Here is a 22,404-nt window from a genome sequence, read left to right as displayed (position 1 = left end):
GATCTGGAGACAACGGGCGAAGGCTTGAAAGACACAACATCAGGCTCCCACCAGCTAGCCCGTCATACCCACTGAACTAACGAAAAGATCAGTAGATGTGGCCGTCTTCGAGCATTTCGGTCACCAGTGCGGCGATCTGGGATCTCTCGGACCGGGTCAGCGTGACGTGCGCGAAGAGCGGATGCCCCTTCAGCTTCTCCACGACGGCGACCACACCGTCGTAGCGGCCGACGCGCAGATTGTCCCGCTGTGCCACGTCATGGGTCAGAACGACCCGTGAATTGGCACCGATTCGGGAGAGAACGGTCAGCAGGACGTTCCGTTCCAGGGACTGCGCCTCGTCCACGATCACGAACGCGTCGTGCAGCGAGCGGCCACGGATGTGCGTGAGCGGAAGCACCTCCAGCATCCCCCGAGCGGTGACCTCCTCGATGACCTCGCGGCTGGTGACCGCCGAGAGGGTGTCGAAGACGGCCTGCGCCCACGGGCTCATCTTCTCCGCCTCGCTGCCCGGCAGATAGCCCAACTCCTGCCCGCCGACCGCGTACAGCGGACGGAAGACCATCACCTTCTGGTGCTGACGGCGCTCCAGGACCGCCTCCAGGCCCGCGCACAACGCCAGTGCCGACTTGCCGGTGCCGGCCCGGCCGCCCATCGAGACGATGCCGACGTCCGGGTCGAGCAGCAGGTCGAGCGCGATGCGCTGTTCGGCGCTGCGGCCCTTGATGCCGAACGCCTCCCGGTCACCGCGCACCAGGCGGACGTTGCCCTCGGCGGAGATCCGGCCGAGCGCCTTGCCGCGCTCGGACTGGATGGTCAGACCGGTGTGCACGGGGAGGTCGCAGGCCTCCGGCACGTACACGTGCCCTTCCTCGAAGAGGATGTCCACCTGCTCGCCGGAGAGCGTCAGTTCGGACATTCCGGTCCAGCCGGAGTTCTCCGTGATGGCCAGTTCGGCCCGGTACTCCTCGGCCAGCAGGCCCACGGACGAGGCCTTGATCCTCAGGGGCAGGTCCTTCGACACGACAGTGACGTCGTACCCCTCCGCCTGCAGATTGCGGGCCACCGCGAGGATACGGGAGTCGTTGTCCCCCAGGCGGTAGCCGGTGGGCAGCACGCTGGGGTCCGAGTGGTTGAGCTCGACACGGATCGTCCCGCCGAGTTCCCCGATCGGGATGGGGGCGTCGAGGCGACCGTTCTTCACCCGGTAGTCGTCCAGCAGGCGCAGGGCCTGGCGGGCGAAGTAGCCGAGTTCCGGATGGTGCCGCTTGGCCTCCAGTTCCGTGACCACGACGATGGGGAGCACGACCTCGTGCTCGTCGAAGCGGGTCAGGGCGTTCGGGTCGGCCAGCAGGACGCTGGTGTCGAGAACGTAGGTGCGCCGGTCTGGCTTGTGGCGCTGTGCGCTGGTCACCACGGAAGGACGTACCCCCTCGGATGAGGTCGGGGAGCGACGAAGTGGAAGCCGGGCCGGGAGGGCGGGAACATTGCGGCCGGTCCCTGGCCCCCGCGCAGGGCGGGCCGGATACCGGCCCTCCGCGGCTGCTTCCGTGCGGTGACCGCACGGTCGGGCTGGTGCAAGGGGCCTCCCGGGCGAACGGCCCCATGCCGCCCGCTGAGATCCGACACCCGTGGTTCGGGCGTCGACCTGCTTGGCTTATGCCCTCGAACGAGCGTCGCCATGCAGAAGTAGCCAACAGCGCGCCGGTGAACTGCTTGTTACTTCCACCCGAATCGGGGTATACGGCATCGCCCCGTCACCGGGTGGGGACGGGGCGGTGTGGCGTGCGGTTCAACCGCCGAAGCGGCGGTGACGTGCGGCGTAGTCGCGCAGGGCGCGCAGGAAGTCGACCTTGCGGAAGGCCGGCCAGAAGACCTCGCAGAAGTAGTACTCGGAGTGCGCGGTCTGCCAGAGCATGAATCCGGACAACCGCTGTTCGCCGCTGGTGCGGATCACCAGGTCCGGGTCGGGCTGGTCGCCGGTGTAGAGGTGGCGGCCGATCATGTCGATGTCGACGGACTCGGCGAGCTTCTCCAGGGACACGCCCTTGTCGTGGGCGTCGAACAGCATGGAGCGCACGGCGTCGGCGATCTCCTGGCGGCCGCCGTAGCCGATGGCCACGTTGACGAGTATCCCGTCGAGGTGGGCGGTGGTCTCCTCGGCCTCCTTCAGCGCCGTCCGCAGCTGCGAGGGCAGCAGGTCGGGTGTGCCGACGTGGTGCACGCGCCAGCGGCCGTCGGCCGCGAGGGTGCGGACGACGTCCTCGACGATGCCGAGCAGGGGGACCAGCTCCTCCCGCGGGCGGTCGAAGTTGTCCGTGGACAGCAGCCACAGCGTGACGACCTCGACGTCGGCCTCGCTGCACCAGCCGAGGAATTCCCCGATCTTCTCGGCGCCGGCGCGGTGGCCGTGGACGGTGGTGGAGCCGGACGCCTTCGCCCAGCGACGGTTGCCGTCCATGATGACGCCGATGTGCTTGGGCACCTGAGCGTGGTCCAGATGACCTTCCACCCGGCGCGCGTAGAGCCTGACGAGCAGGCCGCGCAGCTTGTCGCGCAGGTTCACGTGGCCCTCCGGGGGTTGGCGCGGGATGGGTGCGGGAGCCGTCGAGCCTACCGTCGCGCGGGTCGGCCATGGCCCAGGCGTGTCGCGGGGATGGGGGCGGACCGTGCCCGGGCGCGGGTGTGCGGGGGTTGGTCGCGACCCACACGGCGGAACCGCCTGCCCAACACGGCCGCACGCTCGCGGGTGGGGACGCCGGCCCGTCGCATCTGACTTCCGACAGAAAACGGGCCGGTCCGTGGGGGGGAGACGGACCGGCCCGAGGGGGGGTTTCCACCATAACCCTTCGTGAGGGATCGTGGGTGCATCGGCGTGACACAACTACTCTCCGGAATCGCCCGGCGACGCCACGGTGAGGGCGGAACGTTGGATTCAGGGGCGTTTCGCGCCTGAATCACAGCGGAATCCCAGGGAAACCAGGCCGGACACGAATGAATCCGGAGGTTTTACGCCACCTGGGGCACATCGGCGAGTCGCCCTCGGGTCCCCCCGACGGGCTACTCCGTCAGCGAATGGTGACTTGACGATTCCGCTATCCGGCGGGGAGTGGGTCACCTGGTTTCGCGGCACCGCGCAGCCCCCTCGACCGCGCGGTGCCGTCCGCACAGCTTTGCTGACGCGAATTACCTTGGTCTGAACTTACGTGACCCGGGGGACGAACGTGAACCGGCTCCGATAACGATGTGGAAACCGCCGGAGAACCACGGGTGAACAGCGAATACTTCCTCCCGGTCTGCCCGGTTCGTCAGCGGACCGGCTTGCGGGCGTCGAAGAGGTGCCGGCTGCTGTGGGCGACGAACGGGCCCTCCTTCTCGATCCGCTCGTGCAGCGCGCGGAGACGGGACTCGTACGCCTCGACCGTGAAGCCGGGCACCATCCAGACGACCTTGCGCAGGAAGTGGACGACCGCGCCGACGTCGTGGAACTCCATGCGCAGCCGCTCCGCCCGCAGATCGACCACCTCCAGCCCCGCCGCCTCGGCGTCGGCCCGCTCACGCTCGGGATCCCGGCCCCCACGTATCTCGTCCGGCTGGGGTCCGAGAAAGTACTCGACCAGCTCGAAGACACTGGCCGGCCCGATGTGCTGCGCGAAATACGTGCCGCCGGGCCGCAGCACCCGGGTGATCTCGTCCCAGTACGGGCGCACCGGGTGCCGGCTGAGCACCAGGTCGAACGCCGCGTCGGCGAACGGCAGCGGCGCGTCGTCCGGGGCGGCGACGACCACCACACCGCGGGGGCGCAGCAGCGCCGTGGCCTTGGCGACGTTCTGCGGCCACCCCTCCGTGGCGGCGATCGACAGCGGCCCGGCCGGCTCCGCCCTGCCCAGCGCGGAGTCCAGCACCTCCCCGCCGCCGGTCTGGATGTCGAGCGCGGCCCCGGCCCCGGCCAACCGCTCCCCCGCCGACCGCGCGTACCCCCAGGAGGGCCGTGCCTCGGTGGCCCGCCCCTCGAACCAGGAGAAGTCCCACCCTTCGGTGGGCACGGCGGCGCCCTCCGCCACGAGGTCTTCGAAGGTCCCGTTCGCCGTCATGACACTCATGATCGCAGGACGTTGCCGGCGGGTCCTGCTAGTTTCCGCCCGCATGACGACCTACTTCGCCGCAGAGAAGGACACGCTGCACGCGAGCCTGGAGCGACACCGGGACGCAGTGCTCCGGAAGCTGGACGGCCTCGACGACGAGCAGCTGCGCCGCCCGATGACACCGACCGGGACCAACCTGCTGGGCCTGGTCAAGCACCTGGCCTCGGTCGAGTACGGCTGGTTCGTGGAGACGTTCGACGGCGAGGCCGAACCGTTCTGGTTCGACCCGTACGACGACATGCGGGTCACCCCCGACGAGACGACGGAACGGATCGTCGCCTTCTACGGCCGCGCCCGCACCGCCGCCGACCGTACGATCGCCGCGCTGCCCCTGGACGCGGAGGGCCGCCCGTCCTGGCGGGACCACCGGGTCTCGCTGCGCTGGACCCTGGTCCACATGGTCGAGGAGACCGCACGGCACGCCGGGCACATGGACATCCTGCGCGAACTGATCGACGGGGCGACCGGCGACCACCCACCGGTCACGGGGGCGGGCTGACCGGTCACGGGGGCGGGCCGCCGAGGATGAGCAGGGTTAGTCGGGATCGCCGAGCACCCGCTGCCGCCAGTGCACGAGGAAGGTGTCCCGCGGCCGGGGGGTGAACCCCGTCCGCCGGACGGCCTCCGGATCGTGCTCGTGGTGGAGGGCACCGCGGACCAGGACGTGTTCGGCGGGGTCGACTCACACGCCGACACGATCCACGTCGCTGTCATCAGCGACAACGGCGGCCATCTCGCAGCAGACGCCGAGTTCGCCACCACCTCCGCCGGATACGCGGCGTGTCCTACCACCACGGTCACCAGCCCCGACATAGCCGACCTGCGGCCCCTACGGCGGGCCGAGAACATCACATCACCCTGACCGCCGTCGCTCAGCACTTCGCAGTCTGGCCCACGACCGTCTCCAGACGGGAACGAGGACTCAGCAGGGCCGATGACCTCGCTCACGCCTACCGTGACCGGCTCCAAGCCGCTTGACAGCAAGAGGAGCATCAACGGCTCGCGGCTCGGACTCGGGTGCTACGGCACCAGAGGCCGGACGTCCTCCGCGGTGAAACGCACGAAGCCCTCAGGATCGGGCTCGTCCCCGGTCGGCTGGAGGACGACGGTGTCCGCACCGGCCTCGGCCAGCCGTCGCACGGCCTCGGCCACGGCACCCGCGTCCCCGGCGACCCCCACGTCCGGCACCGCCTCCAGCCCCTCGGCGACGAGTTCGGCGTGCAGCCGGGCGTCGGCGCCGGCCCCCGTCGCGGCGAGCAGGTACACGACCACCGTGTGCGGCTCGCCGCGGCCCGCTTCCCGCCGCCCTTCGTCGATGAGCTGCCGGGCCCGTCGAACACCGTCCGGCGAGGTGGAGGCGGTGAGGACGGTGCCGTCGGCCTTGGCGCCGGAAAGGCGCAGCGTCCGGGGCCCGGTGGCACCGGCGAACACGTCCACGGCTCCCGCCTGCTCGGCGCGGTTCGGTGGCCAGTCGAGCCCGACGTCGTCCAGAGTCACGTACCGGCCCCGCATGCTGAGCCGCTCCCCGCGCAACAGCGCGCGCAGGGCGTCGAGATGCTCACCCAGGAGGGTGAGCGGGGAGGCGGCGCGGGCACCGACCTGTCCCATCCAGTCCTGCACCCCGTGCCCGGCGACGAGGGTCGCGCGGCCGGGGAACATCCGGTGCAGGGAGGCGGCCTCCATCGCGGTGAGGGCCACGTTCCTGAGGGGTACGGGCAGCAGCCCGACACCGACCCGCACCCGCTCCGTCCAGGCGAGCGCCGCGGCGGCCGTCGAGATGCCGCCCTCCCGGAAACAGTCCTCCCACAGCCACAGCTCTTCGAGCCCCGCGCCGTCCGCGGCCCGTGCGACGGCCCGCAGCCGCTCGGGAGGGAGCTGGGGGCGGAACACGGCACCGAGTCGAGTCATGTCGCCCTTCTTAGTGGGGAGGACGAGATGAGGACAACCTGTTTACGGTTCCGGTGGGTTGACGGTTCCAGGGGGTTGACGGTTCCGGGGAGAGGAAGGACGGGGAATGGGACGGCGAGCGCGCTGGCGGGACGGACGAGGAAGGCTGATCGTGCGGGGGTCCTCCGCGGACGCGGCGGCCGTGACCGTCCCCCTGGAGATCGCGACGTCCTACCGGGCCCGGACGAAAGGGCTGCTGGGCCGGGACTCGATCGACGGGGCGATGCTGCTGTCACCGGCGAGCGGAGTGCATACCTTCCGGATGCGGATGCCGATCGACGTCGCCTACCTGGACCGCCGGCTGACCGTCGTCGCCGTCCGCACGATGAAGCCGGGCCGGCTGGGCCTGCCCCGGCTGCGGGCCCGGCATGTGCTGGAGACGGAGGCGGGGGCGATGGCGGGGTGGGGGGTACGGGCGGGGGCCCGGGTGGAGGTTCGGACGGAGTGATGGAGGGGTGAAGGGAGTTCTTCGTGATCGTGCCGGGCAGCGGGACGGGGGCGCTGGCCGGGATCCGAGGGGCCGGCGGTCTTTCGATCGACGCGGACGGCACCCATCGGATCTGGTTCGAGTACGACGTCGGGGACTGACTGAGCCGGCCGCTCCGGGGTTCGCGACCTGGGCTCCGTCTCACTCCTGGCTTCGGGGGAAGGAGACCTCCACCCGGCGGTTCTTCTTCCGTCCGGCCTCGGTGGAGTTGTCGGCGATCGGGTACTGCTCGCCGTAGCCGCGGACCTCGAAGGTGACGTCCGGGGCGTTCAGGTCCTGGTCCAGGACGGCCTGCACGGCGTTGGCGCGCTGCTTGGACAGGATGTCGCCATGGGCGGAGGAGCCCAGGTTGTCGGTGAAGCCGAAGACGCGGACCCGGGCCGCGTTCTGCTTCCTGATCTCCCCGGCGATGGCCGCGATGCGGGCTTTCGCCTCCGCGCTGAGCCTGGCGCTGTCCTTCCCGAACAGCACCTCGGCCTGCAGGGCGAATGTCACGTCGGCGTTGGTGTCTTCCCTGCGCTCGTCCCCGCTCTGGTCCTCCACGACCGACTTGATGTCCAACACCTTCGGCTCCGCCAGGGTGGCGTCCTCGGGCAGCTTCAGATCCGGGTCGGCCGGGTCGACCTTCACCGGAGCGGTGGCGGAGGGTTCGGTGCCGGGGGGTTCACTGGGGTCCGTGTCGTCGGCGCGGGCTGCGGGGGCGCCGTGCAGACCGGCGGCGAACACGAGGGCCGCTGCCGCGAGAGTGACGGTGAGACGGGGCGTGGTGGTCACTTGGGCCTCACCCGGAGATCTGGATGGTGGCCATCGGGAAACCGGGCAGTTGGAAACCGACCTGGGTTGTGGCGGTTGGGGGGGTGGGAAACTGCATGAAGACGGGACACTCCTGACCGGCTTTCAACGATGTCAACCCGGTAGTTGTAAGAGGCCGCCCGTCCGTATCTCGCAAGACGTAATATCGCTTCTTCCCCTTTGTATCCACCAGCGTGGCGCCCCCGAGCGAACTGCCATTCCTAATGATCTCGGTTTCATTCCCTCGCACGTTGGAGGGGATGATCACGGCACTGCCGCTGTCGTTCTTCAAAGTGCCACTTACCGTGACGAATCCGCCGGAGTCCCTCTGTGTAGATGTGATCTGAAGCAGCAGCCCGCTCGGTCCCTTCAGCTCTGCCAACGGCTTGTCGGACTGCCCCTCCTGAGGACTCGGTTCGGAGCCGGTCCGCTTGGAGGCGGATGCTGAGGCGTGCGGCTTCTTGTCGTCGCTGCCCCCACCGCCGCAACCGGCCACGCCGAGAGTCAGGCCACCAGCAATGGCCATCGCGACCATCCCAGTGCGGACTTTCGCAGTGAACCTCATTGCTCCGCTTTCCTTTTCGCTCGTGGTTCGGTTATCAGTCGACCAGGTGGACGTCGAAGAGGTCCTCGGGCTTGGGTAGCTCTGCCCGGTCAGCCGGATCCAGCTTCCAGACCTTGCCGTCACAGTCGAGTGGGGGCAGTGTGTCGTCGTCGGCACCGTCCGTGAGTTGGAAAGTACAGAGCGGCTCGATTTCGGCGATGGCAGAAGCCGTCGACTTGATGTTTTCCGTGTTGGGTACGACCGAGTCGCCGACTGGCTTCTTGGTCGTCACTTTCGCCTTGTACTTGCGAGGTGGGAGCGGACGGCAGTCGTCTAGGTGACCATCGTTCTGTGCGGCAAGCTGGCCGGCGCGCCAGCAGGGATCGGCTATGTCCGGTTTCCCGTCGAAGATGTCTTGCCACGTCGCGGGATCCAGTAGGTCGTCCACCCACATGCTCGCCAATTGCTCCCGGGCATTCTGGGCTGCCGCCAGCGCTGCCGCGTCGGCCGCGGTCTGTGCGCCGCTCCGATTGACCGACGCTTGACCGACCGCCAGGTAGGCGAACGCAAGAAAGAGCAGGCCCGCCACCACCGTGATGTAGATGGGGAAGGCCTGCCCTGCGTCACCGAGGTGGCGCCGACACATCAAGTGACCTCTTGGATCTTCGCCTGAATCTTGTCGAGAATCGACTGGCCGATGTCCGTACCCGTGATCGCCAGCACGATCGCCACAACCACCGCGATGATCCCGAGGTACTCGACGGCGGTCTGCCCCTTGTCGTCGCTGCGACGCTGCATGGCCACCATCAACTTCAGCATCCAGTCGCTCATGGTGCTCCCCTCCGGCTTCGCTTCGGATCCCGTAAACGTAGGACCCCGCCCAGCACCCGCCCAAGGGCCCCAGGGCCCAACTTCGGGCCCATTCCCGGCCGTCAGCGCTCCCCCGGTCTGCCATCTCAGGCCACCCCCAGCCACTTCGCGGCCGCCTGGGATCGAGTCGTGGTGTGGAGCTTGGCGAAGATGCGGTTGATGTGGTTCTTGACCGTTTTCTCGCTGATGAAGCAGGTCGCGGCGATCTGCTGGTTGGTCATGCCGGACGCGATGAGGTCCATGATCTCCGCCTCCCTCGTACTCAGCCGGAACCGCGACCGGAACGACTGTCCCACAGGTCGTTGCAATTGCGAAAGAGGTGGGGGAGGAATTTCACCCAAGGCAACGGGGAGTTGACTGTCCCCGTGTGCAGGTGCACTTCCTCGCAGCTCGGTCAGTAAAGCCTCCGCCGCCCCCGGTGTCACATGCGTCCGTCCCTCCCGTACGTCCCGTACCGCCCGTAGCAACTGCTCCGTCGTGAACTCGCCGTGCACCAGGTATCCCCCCGCCCCCAGCCGCAGCGCCTCGCGCACGGTCTCCGTCTCGTGGCTGTAGGTGAGCATCATGACGGAGGCCAGGCGCACCAGATGCGGCAATGCCGAGATTCCGTCGACCCCGGGCATCCGGACGTCGAGGAGGATGACGTCGGGCCGGTGCCGGAGCGCCGCCTCGTAGGCCTCGCGGCCGTCCGTCGCCTCCGCCACCACCGTGGTGTCCGCGCGGCCCGAGAGCAAAGCGGTCAGGCCCGCGCGCACCACGGGATTGTCGTCGGCGACCAGCAGCCGCAGGGGCGGGCCGGCGGGCGTGGGCGGCGGGAAGTCCGGCCGCGGGTGGGTGTGCTGCATCGCTGCCTCCTCTCATGCTTCCCGGGGGGATGGGCCGGCAGGGCTGACGGAGGGGGTCGGGGGGACGGGGGGCACCGGGGCGGTCCGGTTCGGCGCGGTCGCGGGACCCAGAGGGAGTTCCATCCGCACCTCCGTCCCTCGCGCGTGGCCGCCCCGGCCGATGCGGATGCGGGCGCCCGCCTGTGCGGCTCGTTCGACCATGCCGAGGAGGCCGAAGTGGCCTGAGGCGCGGAGACGTTCGAGCGTGGTGCCGGGCGGGAGGCCGGTGCCGTCGTCATGGATCGTGAGGCGCAGCAGATCGCCGTGGACCGCGGCGCGTACGTCCACGTGGGTCGCGGACGCGTGGCGGTGGGCGTTCTCCAGTGCCTCCGCGGCGATGGCCAGGAGGTGGCGGGTCAGGGGTGCGGGCAGCGCGGGGAGGTCGGCGCGGTCCGGCCAGTGGCAGGTGACCGGAAGGCCGGTCCGGGCAGTGAAGTCGCGTGCGCTGTCGATCAGTTCGTGCCACGGCGTCGTCTTCTCCGCCCTGGCCGGCCGCTGCCGTCGTAGGTCCGTCAGCAGCTCCCGTGACTCCGCCGCCGCTCTGCGTGCCGAACGGGACACCAGTTCCGCCTGTTGTCTGATGCGCGCGGGATCGGGGGCGTCGGCCGAGGCGGTTGCCGCCAGGCCGTCCGCCGCCAGGGCGACGCCGTACAGGGTCTTGGCCACGGAGTCGTGCATCTCGCGGGCCAGCCGGGCGCGTTCCGTGCTCACCGCCTCCGCCGCCGCGAGGCGCGCCTGGACCGTCGTCAGGGCCTGGGTCGCGGCGCCGAAGCGGAGCATCAGGTTGCGCAGGGTCGAGCCCATGGCGCCGGCGACGACGCAGAGGCCGGGCAGGAGCAGGGCCTCGGCGACAGGCGCGTGCCGGTCGGCCTTCAGGGTCGTGTGGACGAGGAGCAGGATCAGGGACTGCAGGGAGGCGAAACAGGCCGCGCCGCGCCAGCTGTAGACCAGGCCGGCCAGGAGCGGGGTGCAGACGCTGACGTAGGCGAGGGTGGTGTCAGGACCCGCCGAGATCAGGAGGAGGGAGCCGAACAGGGTGTCGGCCGCCAGGAGGCTGGGGTGGCGGAGGAGCAGGGGGCCGAAGCGTTCCCAGTCGCGGAAGAGGGCGTAGGACACCATGAAGGTGGCGACCACGGCCGCGCCGACCAGGCGGGCGCCCAGACCGGGGGCGGCGTTGAGCAGGGCGGCGGGGGCGGCCAGGGCGATCATGGCGAGCCGGAAACCGAAGACCTGCCGGCACAACGCCTGCAGCGCACGGACCTGGATCTTCTCGGACGGCTCGGTCGGGGACACCGTACGGTCCCCGTCGGACTCGGCCGGGGCCACCGACCGGCTCGCCCCGGTCTCGGCCGGGGGCATCGCCTGCTGCCCCCCGAACTCGGTCCCGGCCGCCTCGTCCCGCTCGGCCCCCGCCACCCCCTGCGCCGCCTTCTCCACTTTCTCGGTGCGCGCCGACCAGCCGGTGACCCCCCTCAGCCACCCGCCGAAGGACACACCTCCGACGTGCCCCCCGCGCCCCGTCAGCCCTGTCACCGTCACGGCCGCCTCACTCCCCCGTGAGTGAACCGAAGTCCACCCCGGAGCCCAGCAGCAGGCCCGCACCGAGGAGGAGCATCGTCGCCGGGACCATGAACGTGGTGATCATCAGCGTGGCCTTGGGCACCGCGCGGGCGGCCTTGCGGCGGGCGTTCTGGGCGTCGGTGCGGCGCATGTCCTTGGCCAGGGAGACCAGGGTGTCCACGATCGGGGCGCCCAGTTCCTCACCCTGCTGCAGTGCCGTGACGAACATGGCCACCTGCTCGGAGTCGTTGCGCCGGCGCAGTTCCGCGAAGGCCTGGCGGCGGCTCATGCCGAGGTCCATCTGGCGGAGGGTGATGCGGAGTTCGTCGGACCACGGGCCCTCGTACCGGGAGGCGACCCGGTCCAGGGCCTGGCGGAAACCGAGGCCCGCGCTGACCACGACCGCCAGCACGTCCAGGAAGTCGGGCAGCGTGCGCTCGATGACGTCCTTGCGGACGCGGATGGCCGACCAGATGCCCACCTCCGTCCAGAACACGCCGAAGAGCAGCAGGAGCAGGGCCACGAACCACTGACCGCGGAGCAGGAAGACCAGGAAGCCCACGCCGCCCAGTGCGCCGTAGACCGCGCGGCGGGCCGCGTAGCGGTCGATGGTCAGGCCGCCGGGGTTGCCCGCGAGGTCGATCTTGCGGCGGTACTTGGCGACCAGCCGAGGGCCCATGAGGCGCAGTACCGCGGGGGCGTAGCGCATGCCCATCCGGTCGATGACCGAGCCCACCGCACCGGTGCGGGTGGCACCGACCTCCAGGGCCACGGCGAGGTCGCCGGGGAGCTTGGCGTCGGCGCGGTACATGCGGATGCCGGCGAAGACGCCCCAGACGCCCAGGCCCATCAGCAGTGCGAGCAGGAATCCCATGGAGTCCGAGTCCTCCTCACACGTCGATCCGGCTCAGGCGCCGGATGAGGACGAATCCGACGGCGTACATGGCGAACGCGATGATCACGCAGGCCTGGCCGACCGGTGAGCCGGTCATGCGTTCCAGCGCGCCGTCCTTGACGCCGTTCATCAGGAACAGGGCGCCGATGCCGAGGACGGGGACGGCGTACGACGTCATGGTGACCTGGGAGAGCTGGGTGCGGACCTCGCGCCGGGTCTCCTTGCGTTCCTCCAGGGTCTCGGTCAGGTTGCGCAGGGCGGACACCACCTGGCCGCCCGCCCTGTTGGACAGCACCAGGGTGGTGACCAGGACGACCAGTTCGCGGGAGGGAAGGCGGTCGGCGAGTTCGCCGAGCGCGTCGTCCAGGGAGTGACCGATGGCCAGCTGGTCGGCGACCTTGGCCAGTTCCTCGCCGGCCGGGGCCTCCAGCTCCTCCGCCGCCATGCCGATCGCGGTGCGCAGGGCGAGGCCGGCCTGGGTGGCGTTGGCCAGGATGCGGGCCAGTTCGGGGAGTTGGTTGATGAAGCGTTCGATGCGTTTCTGGCGCTGCCAGTTGAGGAACTGCACGGCCGCCCCGATACCGAGGAGTCCCGCGAGGGGGCCGAAGAAGGGCGCGAGCGTGGCCTGGCCGATCAGCCAGAGGGCGGCGACCACGGCGAGCATGTAGACGAAGAACTCGCCCGGTGTGACGTCCAGGCCGGTCGTAGCCAGGCGGAGTTCGAGCCAGCGGCCGAAGCGGGTACGGCGCAGCCGCCGGTCGAGGTCGCGGAAGCGGCGCCCGCGGCCGGTCTCCGGGGGCCGGCCGGTGTGCACGAGACGGTCGACGAGGGCCGCGCGCTGAGCCCGGCCCGATGCGTAGGCGTGCACGCCGGCCACTGCCAGGACGCAGGTCAGCAGCGTCACGCCGGTGGTGAGCTGGACGAGGGTGTGCAGTTCCATGGGGTGGCCTACCTACCTGGCTTCTCGGGTGGCGAGCTGGTCCTCGGAGCGGGCGACGCCGAAGGCCTGCGGGAGGGGCTGGCTCGCCATGTAGAGGCGGTCGGCGGTACGGCGGGGCAGCGGGAAGTACTGGAAGGTGCCGTACACACGGCCGTCCGGGGTCATGGGCCGGGCGTCGAAGCGGGCCGCGGTCGCCAGCCGGTACGGTTCCCCGCCGTGGCTGTCGAGCAGGGCGATCTCGGTGATGCGGCGGGCGCCGTCGGCGAACCGGGTCAGCTGGACGATGACGTCGACCGCGCTGTTGATCTGGTCGTGCAACGCCACGAAGGGAACCTCGACGTCGGACATGGAGGCGAGGGTCTGCAGCCGGGTGAGGGCGTCCTCGGCGCTGTTGGCGTGCACGGTGGCGAGGGAGCCGTCGTGGCCGGTGGACATGGCCTGGAGCATGTCGAGGGACTCGCCGCCGCGGACCTCACCGACCACGATCCGGTCGGGGCGCATCCGCAGGGAGTTGCGGACCAGGTCGCGGATGGTGACCTGCCCCTTGCCCTCCACGTTCGGCGGGCGTGACTCCAGGCGTACCACGTGCGTCTGCTGGAGCTGGAGTTCGGCGGAGTCCTCGATGGTGATGATGCGTTCGTGCGGCGGGATCAGCCCGGAGAGGGCGTTCAGCAGGGTCGTCTTCCCGGTGCCGGTCGCGCCGGAGACGATGATGTTGAACTTGGCCTGCACCAGGCCCGCCAGCAGATAGACCATGTGCTCGTCGAGCGAGCCGAAACCGATCAGCTCCTGGAGCGTGAAGGAGCGCGGGAAGCGGCGGATGGTCAGGATGGGGCCGGTCAGGGACAGCGGCGGGATGATGACGTTGACGCGCTCCCCGGAGGGGAGGCGGGCGTCCACCATGGGATTCGACTCGTCGACTCTGCGGTTCACCGTGGAGACGATCCGCTCGATGGTCTGCATCAGCTGGTCGGCGGAGACGAAACGCAGCGGCAGCTGCTCGACGCGGCCGCCGCGTTCGACGAAGATCGCGTCGGGGCCGTTCACCATGATCTCCGTGATCGACGCGTCTTCCAGGAGCGGTTCCAGGATGCCGAGGCCCAGCGCCTCGTCCACGACCCGGCGGATCAGCTGGGAGCGCTCCACCGTCGACAGCACCGGGCCCTCGCGGCTGATGATGTGCCCGAGCACCCGCTCCAGCCGGGCCCGGCGCTCGGCGGCGGCCAGCGAACTCATCTCCGCGAGGTCGATCTCCTCCAGCAGCTTGGCCCGGTAGGAGGCGACCAGGTGCCCGTCCTCGCCCCGGCTGCCGTGCTCCTCCGGAGTGGTGATACGTGCCCGCAGGCTCATGGTCCGCAGCTCCTCGGTCCTGGTCAGTGGTCGAGCGGCATGGTGGCGGTCTTGGTGGCGTTGCCGAGGTCCCAGACGATCTTCGGGATGTGGACGGTGGCGGTGACCTTGACGGAGTCCCCCTGTTCGACGAGGTCGCAGCCCACCGTGATCCCGGCACTGACGGCCTCCGCGCAGGCCTGCTGCGCGTCCTGTCGTAGCGACGCCGCCCGTGCCCCGGCCCGGGCCGCGGTACCGGCCTGCTCGGCGGCGTAGGCGACCGCCCCGATCTGGAACCCGGCCAGCCCGACGATCAGCAGGATGGGGATGAACCCCAGGTACTCGATGGCGACTTGGCCCTTGTCACCTCTGCCGTGGAACGACATCTCAGCGCTTCACCTCCTCCACGGCGCCGGCGTGACCGTGCACCGTGACCGGGAAGTCGATCGAACCGGGAAAGAGCACCGGGACCTCGAGGTCGACGTCTGCCGTGACATAACCGGTCCCGTCGCAGTGCCGCACGCTGGCACCCCCTCGCCACGCTCCTGACAGATGCCGCAGTGCCGCCTGCTGGCACACGCCGAACCGCTCCCCCCGGGCCGCCGCCGTCCCCGCCCGCACCCCCTCGTCCGCAGCATTCCCCGCGAGGGTGTAGGCGTACCCCACGAGCACGGCCTGCCACATGAGCACCAGTGTCAGGATGATCAGCGGAGCCATGCCCAGGAACTCGATCGTGACCTGCCCCCGGTCCCCATCCGGTCGTCGCCTCACAGCGCCCTCACTCCTTCCGCCGGCGGAAGCTCACCGATCCCCGGTCACCGCGCGCCCGTCCGCTCCCGCGATGCGAGCCCCCCTCCGCCGGCTTCACGAGTCCCAGCTCTCCCGCGAGCGCCCACAGGGCCTGCTTCACCGTGCTCCTGCCGTCGAGTTCATGGACCCGTCCGGCGTCCACGACCCCTTGCAGCTCCTTGAAGTTGGCGGGGACGGCGGTGCGGGCGAGGGCCGTGCCGGTGATGCGCTGCACCAGGGGCGGCTGGATCTCCGTGTGCCGCGTATGCCGGTTGACGACCACCGTCGTCTCCTCGGCCTTGCGGATCTGGAGCCGGTCCCACATCCGTACCGTCCGCTTGGCGGCACGTACGGCGATGACGTCCGGGGTGGTCACCAGCAGGGCCGTGTCGGCCATTTCGACGGCCGCGGCTCCCGCCCCGCCGAGCTGGGAGCCGCAGTCGATGAGGACGACCTCGTAGCGGGAGCGCAGGGCTCTGACGATCTGGCGGGCGGCGCGGTCGGTGACCTCCTCGCCGCGTTCCCCCTCGCCGGGCGCGAGGAGCAGGGCGAGGCCGGTGTCGTGGCGGAAGACGGCGTCGGCGAGCACGCGGGGCGAGATGTCGGTGATGGCGGCCAGGTCGACCACGGACCGGCGGAACTGGATGTCCAGGTAGGAGGCGACGTCGCCGGTCTGGAGGTCGAGGTCGACGAGGGCGGTGGCGCGGCCGGAGGCCTGGGCGGCGAGGGCCAGCTGGATGGCGGCCAGGGTGGCGCCGGTGCCGCCCTTGGCGCCGCTGACGGTGACGACCGTTCCGCCGGCCCCGGCGAACGCTTCGGCGCCGTGGCCCAGGTGCCGTCGTACGCCGGTGGACCACTGGGCGACGGCCTGGACGCGGTTGGCGAGTTCCTCGTAAGACAGCGGGAGGGCGACCAGGCCGCGGGCGCCGGAGTCCATGGCGGCGGCGAACAGGCCGGGGCTCGCGTCGGTGGTCACGAGGATGACGCCGACGGCCGGGAAGCGCAGGGCGACCTCGCGGATCAGCTCCAGGGCCGGGACCGGGCCGATGCGTTCATGGACGACGACCACTTCCGGGAGTTCGTCGACCGACTCGGCGGCGAGCCGGGCGAGGGTGTCGACCAGCTGGGTGGAGTCGGTCGCCGGTGGCTGCGGTTCGGCGTCGGGGAGCTGGCTGAGCAGGGTGGTGAGGGAGCGGACGGCGTCCGGGTCCGCGCCGGCCGGGAGGATCCTGGTGGGCATGCGGGCCGCCTCTCACTTGTCCGTCGCGAGTTCGTAGGTGCGGTCCTTGTCGGGGACGCCGGTCTCGCCGCCGGGGGCCACCAGCGCGAGCCGGACGCGCTGGGCGAAGGACTCGGCATAGGTGATGCGTTGCGCGTCGAGGGTGGAGAGCGCGAAGGTGATGGGAACGGCCTCGGTGGGCTGCTGCCGGCTCTTGCTGTCGTCGGGGTCGAGGGCGGTGATGTGGCCGACGTCGAGGACGCGTGCGTGGGTCACGATGATCTTCGACTGGTCGGGATCGCCTTCCTTCTCTCCCTCGAAGGTGGCATAGACGTTGACGCGCGAGCCGGGCGTGATCTTGCCCGCGACGCCCGTCGCCGCGTCGATCATGATGGCGACCTCCTGCTGTCCGGGCTGGAGGGCGGGCTGGTCGACGATCATGTCGGTCTGGAGGAGGGAGCCGGACCGCAGGGTGGTCACGGCGATCTTGCCCTGAATCTGGCGGAGATCGGTGACGGCGTTGCCGGACAGCCACCGCTCGGGCATCTTGATCTTCTCGAACTGGCCGGTACTCAGCGCGGTGTACGGCTTGACCTCGGACTTGACCCGGTAGGCGGTGACCTCGGGACCGACCTTGGAATTCACGTCGCGGACGACGGAGAGCACACCGGCGAACGCGCCGAGAGCGCACAGGGCCGACAGGATCAGGATTATCACGCCGCGGCGCTGACGGGAGTTCATGAACCGTGCAACCTCATTGGGGGAATCGGTCGAGCGGGATGTGAGTGTCTGTGCCGGGCCGGTCCAGCGGGATCTGCGTGTCTGCGCCGGGCCGGTCGTGTGACGCATGGGTATCGGGCCGGTCAGGCGGGCGTGCGTTGTTGCAGGGCGCGTGGCGCGGGCGGTTCGTGGGCGGCCGGGGTGGCCGAGCAGAAGACGCAGCGGTCGCCGATGACGTCGAGGCCGCACCAGTGGCAGCTGGTCTGCCGTACGGAGGTGACCAGCTGGTAGAGGACCGGCAGGTCGGCGAGGTAGCTGCAGAACTCGATCATCCGGCCGGTGCCCCACCACACGGGGGACTCGGCGGGCAGCGGGGTCTCGCGCAGGCCGTGCGCCTTCCACGCCGCGCCGAGGCCTGCGGCCCAGTCGCTCTGCAACTGTCCCTTGGCGAGGAGCATCCAGGTGTGGAACTCGGGCCCCTTGAGGGTGGCCCCGGGTCCGATCCGCACGAGCTGCGGCTCGGGGTGGGCGAGGACCGCGAACTGGCTGCCCGGTACCCAGGACTTGGCGTGCGCCTTCAGCCCCACCGGGACGCGGTCCAGCTTGGTGACGGAACCGAGGACGGCGCCGGCGTGGATGTAGTGGGTGAGCAGGCGTCCGGCGGAGGCCAGGACGCCCGGGCTCAGGTCGCAGGAGGCGAGTTGCCGCAGCTGCCTGGCCAGAACGGCGATGCCGAGGGGCGGCAGCTCGGGCCGGAAGAAGGCGATGCGGTCGCTCTCCAGCAGCGAGCGCAGGGTGTGCAGCCGACGTAACACGGGCTCCGGGACGGCCGGTGAGCACACGACGACCAGGTACCCGTACTGCTCGGTCAGGGTGTGCAGCTCGGTGAGGGCCTGGTCCAGCGGCCGCTGGTGAAGGTCCTGCAACACGACGGCGGGCATGGTCCGTTCGTCCTGCGCCGGCAGCGCCATGTCGGCACTGGTCACGGCAATGGCAGTTGGCACGCGCAGCTCCCCGCTCTTCACACCCGTCGGCCCACCGGTGTAACTCCAATGCGCCAGAACGACTTCATTGCGTGACTACGTGAGCACTGTATCCACGGCCGTGTGACCGGAGAACAGCGTTTGTGAAGCTCGTGGGGAACTCTCTTGACGCAAGTCCCGCCAAAACAGGACAGGTTGCGTGGACGGGCGGAGACGGTTTCGGTCTGGACCTCTTGACACCGGGATTGGTCTGGACCAACTTGTAGGCCAGCGGTGGCCACCGTTCCTCACCCTCTCCCCGCCGAACTCCCCCACCGGAGGCTCCAGTGGACCGCGCACCAGGCATGCCCAGACCCCGCAGACGGCGGTTCGCGACGTGGTCCGCCGCCACCGCCCTCGCCCTGTCCGTCGCGGGCCTCGCCGCCGCCTCCCCCGCGTCCGCGGCGGACGTCGAGAACGTCAGGAACGCGGGCTTCGAGTCGGGCCTCGCCAACTGGACCTGTACGGCCGGCAGCGGCACGACGGTCTCCTCCCCGGTCCACGGGGGCACGTCGGCCCTGAGGGCGACTCCGGCCGGGCAGGACAACGCCCGGTGCACCCAGTCGGTGGCGGTCAAGCCCAACGCGACGTACACACTGAGCGCGTGGGTCCAGGGCGGCTACTCCTACCTGGGCGTGACGGGCACGGGGACGACGGACGTCTCGACGTGGACCCCGGACACGACGACCTGGAAGCAGCTGTCGACGACGTTCACCACGGGGGCGTCCACGACCTCCGTCACGGTCTACACCCACGGCTGGTACGGCCAGGCCGCCTACTACGCCGACGACGTCTCGGTCCACGGCCCCGACGGCGGCGGAGGCGGCGACCCGGCCCCGACCGTCCCCGCCGCGCCCACCGGTCTGACGGTCTCGGGCACGAGCTCCTCGTCGGTCTCCCTGTCCTGGTCCACGGTGTCGGGCGCGACGGGCTACAACGTGTACCGGAACGGCGCGAAGGTGACGGCGGTGACCGCCACCTCCGCGACGCTGACCGGCCTCGCGGCCTCCACGTCGTACTCCTTCCAGGTGACGGCGACCAACGCGGCGGGCGAGTCGGCGAAGTCGGCGACGGTGACGGGCACGACTTCCGCGAGCGGCGACGGAGGCGGAGGCGGAGGCGGCACGCTCCCCAAGCACGCCGTGACGGGCTACTGGCAGAACTTCGACAACGGCGCGAAGGTCCAGAAACTGTCGGACGTCCCCTCCGCCTACGACATCATCGCCGTCGCCTTCGCGGACGCGACCTCGACGCCGGGCGCGGTGGCCTTCCACCTGGACTCGGCCGGCCTCGGCGGCTACACGGCCGACCAGTTCAAGGCGGACATCAAGGCCAAGCAGGCGGCCGGCAAGAAGGTCATCGTCTCGATCGGCGGCCAGAACGGCACGGTGTCGATCAACGACGCGACGTCGGCGACGAACTTCGCGAACTCCGTGTACGCGTTGATGCAGACGTACGGCTTCGACGGCGTCGACATCGACCTGGAGAACGGTCTCAACGCGACGTACATGACGCAGGCGCTGCGTGCGTTGTCGGCCAAGGCGGGCGCGTCCCTGATCATCACCATGGCCCCGCAGACGATCGACATGCAGTCGACGTCGAACTCCTATTTCCAGACGGCCCTGAACATCAAGGACATCCTCACGGTCGTCAACATGCAGTACTACAACAGCGGTTCCATGCTGGGCTGCGACGGCAAGGTCTACAGCCAGGGCACGGTCGACTTCCTGACCGCCCTCGCCTGCATCCAGCTGGAAGGCGGCCTCTCCCCGTCCCAGGTGGGCCTCGGCCTCCCGGCCTCCACGAGCGCGGCCGGCGGCGGCTACGTCTCCCCCGCGGTGGTGAACAACGCCCTGGACTGCCTGGCCAAGGGCACGGGCTGCGGCACCTTCAAGCCGTCCAAGACCTACCCCGGCCTGCGCGGCGCGATGACCTGGTCCACGAACTGGGACGCGTCCTCGGGCAACGCGTGGTCGAACTCGGTGGGGGCGCATGTGCACGCGCTGCCGTGACCTCACCGCTCCCTGACGCACAGTGCCCGGTGCCTTCGCGGCTCCGGGCACTGTCGTGGCCGGTGGACTCTGCGATCCTCCAGAAGCAGGTCGATCCCACCTACACCATGGGGGATCCCTGCGGACCGGAACAGGTACTCGGGCAGCTTCGAACTGGCCGCCAACACTTCGATCCCGCCCCTCCTCGGCCTCCTCGGCGGGTGGCCCATTTCGGGAACGTCAGGGGAGGTGTCGGCCACGCCGATGCGAACGCCCGATGCAACAGCTGGGCGCTCCAGGCGAGTTGGAGCGGTAGCCGACCGGGCAGGCCGTACGGCGCCACGGACGGGCAGGCCGTCGGGGCTTTCCGTCGGGCAGGCCGAAGAGGGAGCTGTCGGCGCGGTGCGGGGGGCGGCAGGCTGAGGGCGTCGAGAGCGGTTCTCCCCACGAGCCGCTCGATCCCTTACCTCCGCCCCGCACCATCGCCCAACAGTCAAGGAGACTCCCATGGCGCTCACTGCCGACCGGCCGGCCCAGAGCGGTACGGCCGCCGTCCCCGTGGGCCGCGGCGACCTCGCGGTGCGCTCGCGCCTCGCGGCGTTCAACGCCTTCTTGCTCAGCGGGCTCACCCTCTGGCTCGGCCTGGTGACGCTGAACAACCTCAACGACTTCGGCACCAACAAAACGCTGATCACCCGCATGCTGACCATGGTCGACCTGGTCCACGACCCGGTGCGCGGCAACGGCCTGGAGTGGCGGGCGATGCCGGCGTCGATGGCGACCCCCGCCCTGATCGGGGTCATCATCTACGAGATCGTCGCCGTCGCCCTGCTTGCCCGGGCCGCGGTGCTGCAGTGGCGCCGTGCGCGCGGCCTGCACAGCGGCATCGCCACGACCCAGCAGACCAACCTCGCGCTGGGCATCTTCATCGGCCTCTTCCTGATCTTCCTGTGCGGTGGCATGTGGTTCGGCTACTGGATCTACATCGGCGCCGCCCAGCAGGTGCACTTCACCGGCCTGATCATCGGCCTGCTCGCCACGCTCCTGGTGAACCTCCCCTCGGTGACCGGGGCGCAGAAGGAGCAGTGAACCGGCCGGTGCGCCACGCCCCGTCGGCGGCCCATCCGATACTCCCCCTTCCCCAAAAGGGGTATCGGAAGGACCGCCGATGGGGCATGTGTGGGCGGTCCGGGCTTCATTACTGTCCCTGGGCATGGGGGAATACACCGTACAGATCAGCGCTCCGCGAGTACTCACCGCTCCGCACCGACTCACCGCACCGCACAAGGACACCCGTGGCCACGCCGCCCGGAAGAGCCGCGGAAACCTTTCCGCCCCGGCCCGCCCCGCTGTGCCCTCCCTCTCCTTCCGCTCGCTCCTCCGCGCCTTCCCGCTCTTCTTCGAAGAGACGCGGCCGAGTGTGCAGTTCGTCTTCTTCATGCGGCTCCTGGCCGGCGCGGTGATCTCCGCGGGCGGACTCTCCGCGTTCGGCCCGCCGACGGCCGGGGCGGCGGCCGCCTGGGTCCTCGCGACCCTGTTCACCTACGGCATCAACGGCGTCTGCGACGTGCGGGAGGACCAGGTCAACAAGACTGGACGCCCCATCGCCCGGGGCGCGCTGCCGGCCCGTACGGCGGCGGTGTGGACCTGGCTGTGCGCGGCCGCCTCGGTGGCGTTGACGCTGCTCACCGGAAGCACCCTGCTCACCGCGTACGACCTGCTGTTCCTGTTCCTCGGATACGCCTACTCCGCGGCGCCGTTCCAGCTGAAGCGGTCCTCCGCCGGGACGTCCGGCTCGGTGCTGCTGATGGGTCTGCTGACCTACGCGGCGGGCTGGACGGCCGCCGGCCGGACGCTGCCCTCCGCGCCGGGGCTGGCCGTGGCCGTCGCGATGTCGTTGTGGATGGCCGCGGTGGGCGCGATCACCAAGGATTTCTCGCACGTCACCGGAGACGCGGCGGCCGGCCGGCGCACCTCGGTCACCGCCTGGGGCGACGGAGCCGCACGGCTCACCGGCGCGGCCGGTGCCCTGCTGGTGGCGGCGGGCTTCGCGGCGGTGGCTCTTCACTGGCGGGCGCTGCTCGGCCCGGCGGCTGCCGTGCTGGCCGGCGGGGCGGTCACCGTGGCGGTCCTGTGCGCGACGACAAGCGGCGACGCGGCACGCGGGCGCACGCCCTACCGCGCCTTCATGGTGACGCAGTACCTGGTCCACCTGGCCCTGTTCGCCACACTGGCCTGGACCGCCTGGACGGCACGCTGATCCGACCCGA

General features: G+C 70.3%; 24 protein-coding genes and 1 pseudogene. 7 read left to right on the top strand and 18 right to left on the bottom strand.

The genetic code is table 11. From position 1 onward, the window contains the following. Positions 1-88 precede the first annotated feature (88 nt). The 3 genes from ABZ079_RS23360 to ABZ079_RS23350 form a co-directional block, all read right to left on the bottom strand. Positions 89-1,417 (bottom strand): PhoH family protein, encoded by a 1,329-nt coding sequence (locus ABZ079_RS23360; protein WP_356941367.1) that lies wholly within the window; start codon positions 1,415-1,417, stop codon positions 89-91. Between the two features lie 375 nt (positions 1,418-1,792). Further along, positions 1,793-2,566 carry an isoprenyl transferase gene (locus ABZ079_RS23355; RefSeq protein WP_356941366.1) on the bottom strand — a complete coding sequence of 258 codons (774 nt, stop codon included), beginning with the start codon at positions 2,564-2,566 and terminating at the stop codon, positions 1,793-1,795. A 742-nt stretch (positions 2,567-3,308) separates the two neighbouring features. Further along, the gene (locus ABZ079_RS23350) at positions 3,309-4,094 is read right to left on the bottom strand and encodes a class I SAM-dependent methyltransferase (protein ID WP_356941365.1); all 786 of its coding nucleotides are present in this window, start codon (positions 4,092-4,094) and stop codon (positions 3,309-3,311) included. A 52-nt stretch (positions 4,095-4,146) separates the two neighbouring features. Here ABZ079_RS23350 and ABZ079_RS23345 point away from each other — a divergent pair, with 52 nt between their 5' ends. Both ABZ079_RS23345 and ABZ079_RS23340 read left to right on the top strand, forming a co-directional pair. Next, entirely contained in the window at positions 4,147-4,644 is a 498-nt protein-coding gene (locus tag ABZ079_RS23345) for a DinB family protein (protein WP_356941364.1), read from the top strand. 141 nt (positions 4,645-4,785) lie between these two features. Then, positions 4,786-5,007 (top strand): hypothetical protein, encoded by a 222-nt coding sequence (locus ABZ079_RS23340; protein ID WP_356941363.1) that lies wholly within the window; start codon positions 4,786-4,788, stop codon positions 5,005-5,007. Between the two features lie 158 nt (positions 5,008-5,165). Here ABZ079_RS23340 and ABZ079_RS23335 read toward each other — a convergent pair. Next, positions 5,166-6,065 (bottom strand): annotated as a pseudogene (locus tag ABZ079_RS23335) (LLM class flavin-dependent oxidoreductase); the annotation flags it as partial. A gap of 94 nt (positions 6,066-6,159) precedes the next feature. Between ABZ079_RS23335 and ABZ079_RS23330 the strand changes: the two are divergent. Both ABZ079_RS23330 and ABZ079_RS23325 read left to right on the top strand, forming a co-directional pair. Next, positions 6,160-6,540, top strand: a complete 381-nt coding sequence (locus ABZ079_RS23330) for a DUF192 domain-containing protein (RefSeq protein ID WP_356941362.1) — start codon at positions 6,160-6,162, stop codon at positions 6,538-6,540. 23 nt (positions 6,541-6,563) lie between these two features. After that, the gene (locus ABZ079_RS23325; protein ID WP_356941361.1) at positions 6,564-6,680 is read left to right on the top strand and encodes a DUF3224 domain-containing protein; all 117 of its coding nucleotides are present in this window, start codon (positions 6,564-6,566) and stop codon (positions 6,678-6,680) included. 40 nt (positions 6,681-6,720) lie between these two features. Here ABZ079_RS23325 and ABZ079_RS23320 read toward each other — a convergent pair whose 3' ends face one another. The 14 genes from ABZ079_RS23320 to ABZ079_RS23255 form a co-directional block, all read right to left on the bottom strand. Further along, positions 6,721-7,353, bottom strand: a complete 633-nt coding sequence (locus tag ABZ079_RS23320; protein WP_356941360.1) for an OmpA family protein — start codon at positions 7,351-7,353, stop codon at positions 6,721-6,723. Between the two features lie 7 nt (positions 7,354-7,360). Further along, positions 7,361-7,906 carry a hypothetical protein gene (locus ABZ079_RS23315; RefSeq protein ID WP_356941359.1) on the bottom strand — a complete coding sequence of 182 codons (546 nt, stop codon included), beginning with the start codon at positions 7,904-7,906 and terminating at the stop codon, positions 7,361-7,363. A gap of 64 nt (positions 7,907-7,970) precedes the next feature. Then, on the bottom strand, positions 7,971-8,561 hold the full coding sequence (locus ABZ079_RS23310) for a pilus assembly protein TadG-related protein (RefSeq protein WP_356941358.1): 591 nt from the start codon (positions 8,559-8,561) through the stop codon (positions 7,971-7,973). Next, positions 8,561-8,746, bottom strand: a complete 186-nt coding sequence (locus ABZ079_RS23305; protein ID WP_356941357.1) for a hypothetical protein — start codon at positions 8,744-8,746, stop codon at positions 8,561-8,563. The genes ABZ079_RS23310 and ABZ079_RS23305 overlap by 1 nt, the downstream gene beginning before the upstream one ends. A gap of 125 nt (positions 8,747-8,871) precedes the next feature. Beyond that, entirely contained in the window at positions 8,872-9,630 is a 759-nt protein-coding gene (locus tag ABZ079_RS23300; RefSeq protein ID WP_356941356.1) for a response regulator transcription factor, read from the bottom strand. A gap of 12 nt (positions 9,631-9,642) precedes the next feature. Next, a complete protein-coding gene (locus tag ABZ079_RS23295; protein ID WP_356941377.1) occupies positions 9,643-11,028 on the bottom strand; it encodes a histidine kinase in 1,386 nt (461 codons plus the stop codon). Between the two features lie 187 nt (positions 11,029-11,215). Continuing rightward, positions 11,216-12,103, bottom strand: coding sequence for a DUF5936 domain-containing protein (locus tag ABZ079_RS23290; RefSeq protein ID WP_356941355.1), 888 nt, complete (start codon positions 12,101-12,103; stop codon positions 11,216-11,218). A 16-nt stretch (positions 12,104-12,119) separates the two neighbouring features. Beyond that, entirely contained in the window at positions 12,120-13,064 is a 945-nt protein-coding gene (locus ABZ079_RS23285; RefSeq protein ID WP_356941354.1) for a type II secretion system F family protein, read from the bottom strand. 12 nt (positions 13,065-13,076) lie between these two features. Then, positions 13,077-14,414, bottom strand: coding sequence for a CpaF family protein (locus tag ABZ079_RS23280; protein WP_356941353.1), 1,338 nt, complete (start codon positions 14,412-14,414; stop codon positions 13,077-13,079). A gap of 23 nt (positions 14,415-14,437) precedes the next feature. Continuing rightward, on the bottom strand, positions 14,438-14,779 hold the full coding sequence (locus tag ABZ079_RS23275; RefSeq protein ID WP_356941352.1) for a TadE/TadG family type IV pilus assembly protein: 342 nt from the start codon (positions 14,777-14,779) through the stop codon (positions 14,438-14,440). A gap of 1 nt (position 14,780) precedes the next feature. Continuing rightward, positions 14,781-15,164 (bottom strand): TadE family protein, encoded by a 384-nt coding sequence (locus ABZ079_RS23270; protein ID WP_356941351.1) that lies wholly within the window; start codon positions 15,162-15,164, stop codon positions 14,781-14,783. Positions 15,165-15,171: 7 nt separating this feature from the next. Then, positions 15,172-16,422, bottom strand: a complete 1,251-nt coding sequence (locus ABZ079_RS23265) for an AAA family ATPase (protein WP_356941350.1) — start codon at positions 16,420-16,422, stop codon at positions 15,172-15,174. A 12-nt stretch (positions 16,423-16,434) separates the two neighbouring features. Continuing rightward, positions 16,435-17,142: a Flp pilus assembly protein CpaB gene (gene cpaB, locus ABZ079_RS23260; protein WP_356941349.1), complete on the bottom strand. Its 708-nt coding sequence runs from the start codon at positions 17,140-17,142 to the stop codon at positions 16,435-16,437. Positions 17,143-17,264: 122 nt separating this feature from the next. Further along, positions 17,265-18,107, bottom strand: a complete 843-nt coding sequence (locus ABZ079_RS23255) for a hypothetical protein (RefSeq protein WP_356941376.1) — start codon at positions 18,105-18,107, stop codon at positions 17,265-17,267. A 341-nt stretch (positions 18,108-18,448) separates the two neighbouring features. Between ABZ079_RS23255 and ABZ079_RS23250 the strand changes: the two genes are divergently transcribed. From ABZ079_RS23250 to ABZ079_RS23240, 3 genes are all read left to right on the top strand, one after another. After that, the gene (locus tag ABZ079_RS23250; protein WP_356941348.1) at positions 18,449-20,155 is read left to right on the top strand and encodes a glycoside hydrolase family 18 protein; all 1,707 of its coding nucleotides are present in this window, start codon (positions 18,449-18,451) and stop codon (positions 20,153-20,155) included. 486 nt (positions 20,156-20,641) lie between these two features. Next, positions 20,642-21,223, top strand: a complete 582-nt coding sequence (locus ABZ079_RS23245; RefSeq protein WP_356941347.1) for a DUF2165 family protein — start codon at positions 20,642-20,644, stop codon at positions 21,221-21,223. A 124-nt stretch (positions 21,224-21,347) separates the two neighbouring features. Then, entirely contained in the window at positions 21,348-22,394 is a 1,047-nt protein-coding gene (locus tag ABZ079_RS23240; RefSeq protein ID WP_356941346.1) for a UbiA family prenyltransferase, read from the top strand. The last annotated feature ends 10 nt before the right edge of the window (positions 22,395-22,404 follow it).

The organism is Streptomyces sp. NPDC006314 (genome assembly GCF_040613075.1).
Taxonomy (GTDB): domain Bacteria; phylum Actinomycetota; class Actinomycetes; order Streptomycetales; family Streptomycetaceae; genus Streptomyces.
Note: the sequence above shows the minus strand (reverse complement) of the source record. Positions and strands in the feature narration are given on the sequence as shown.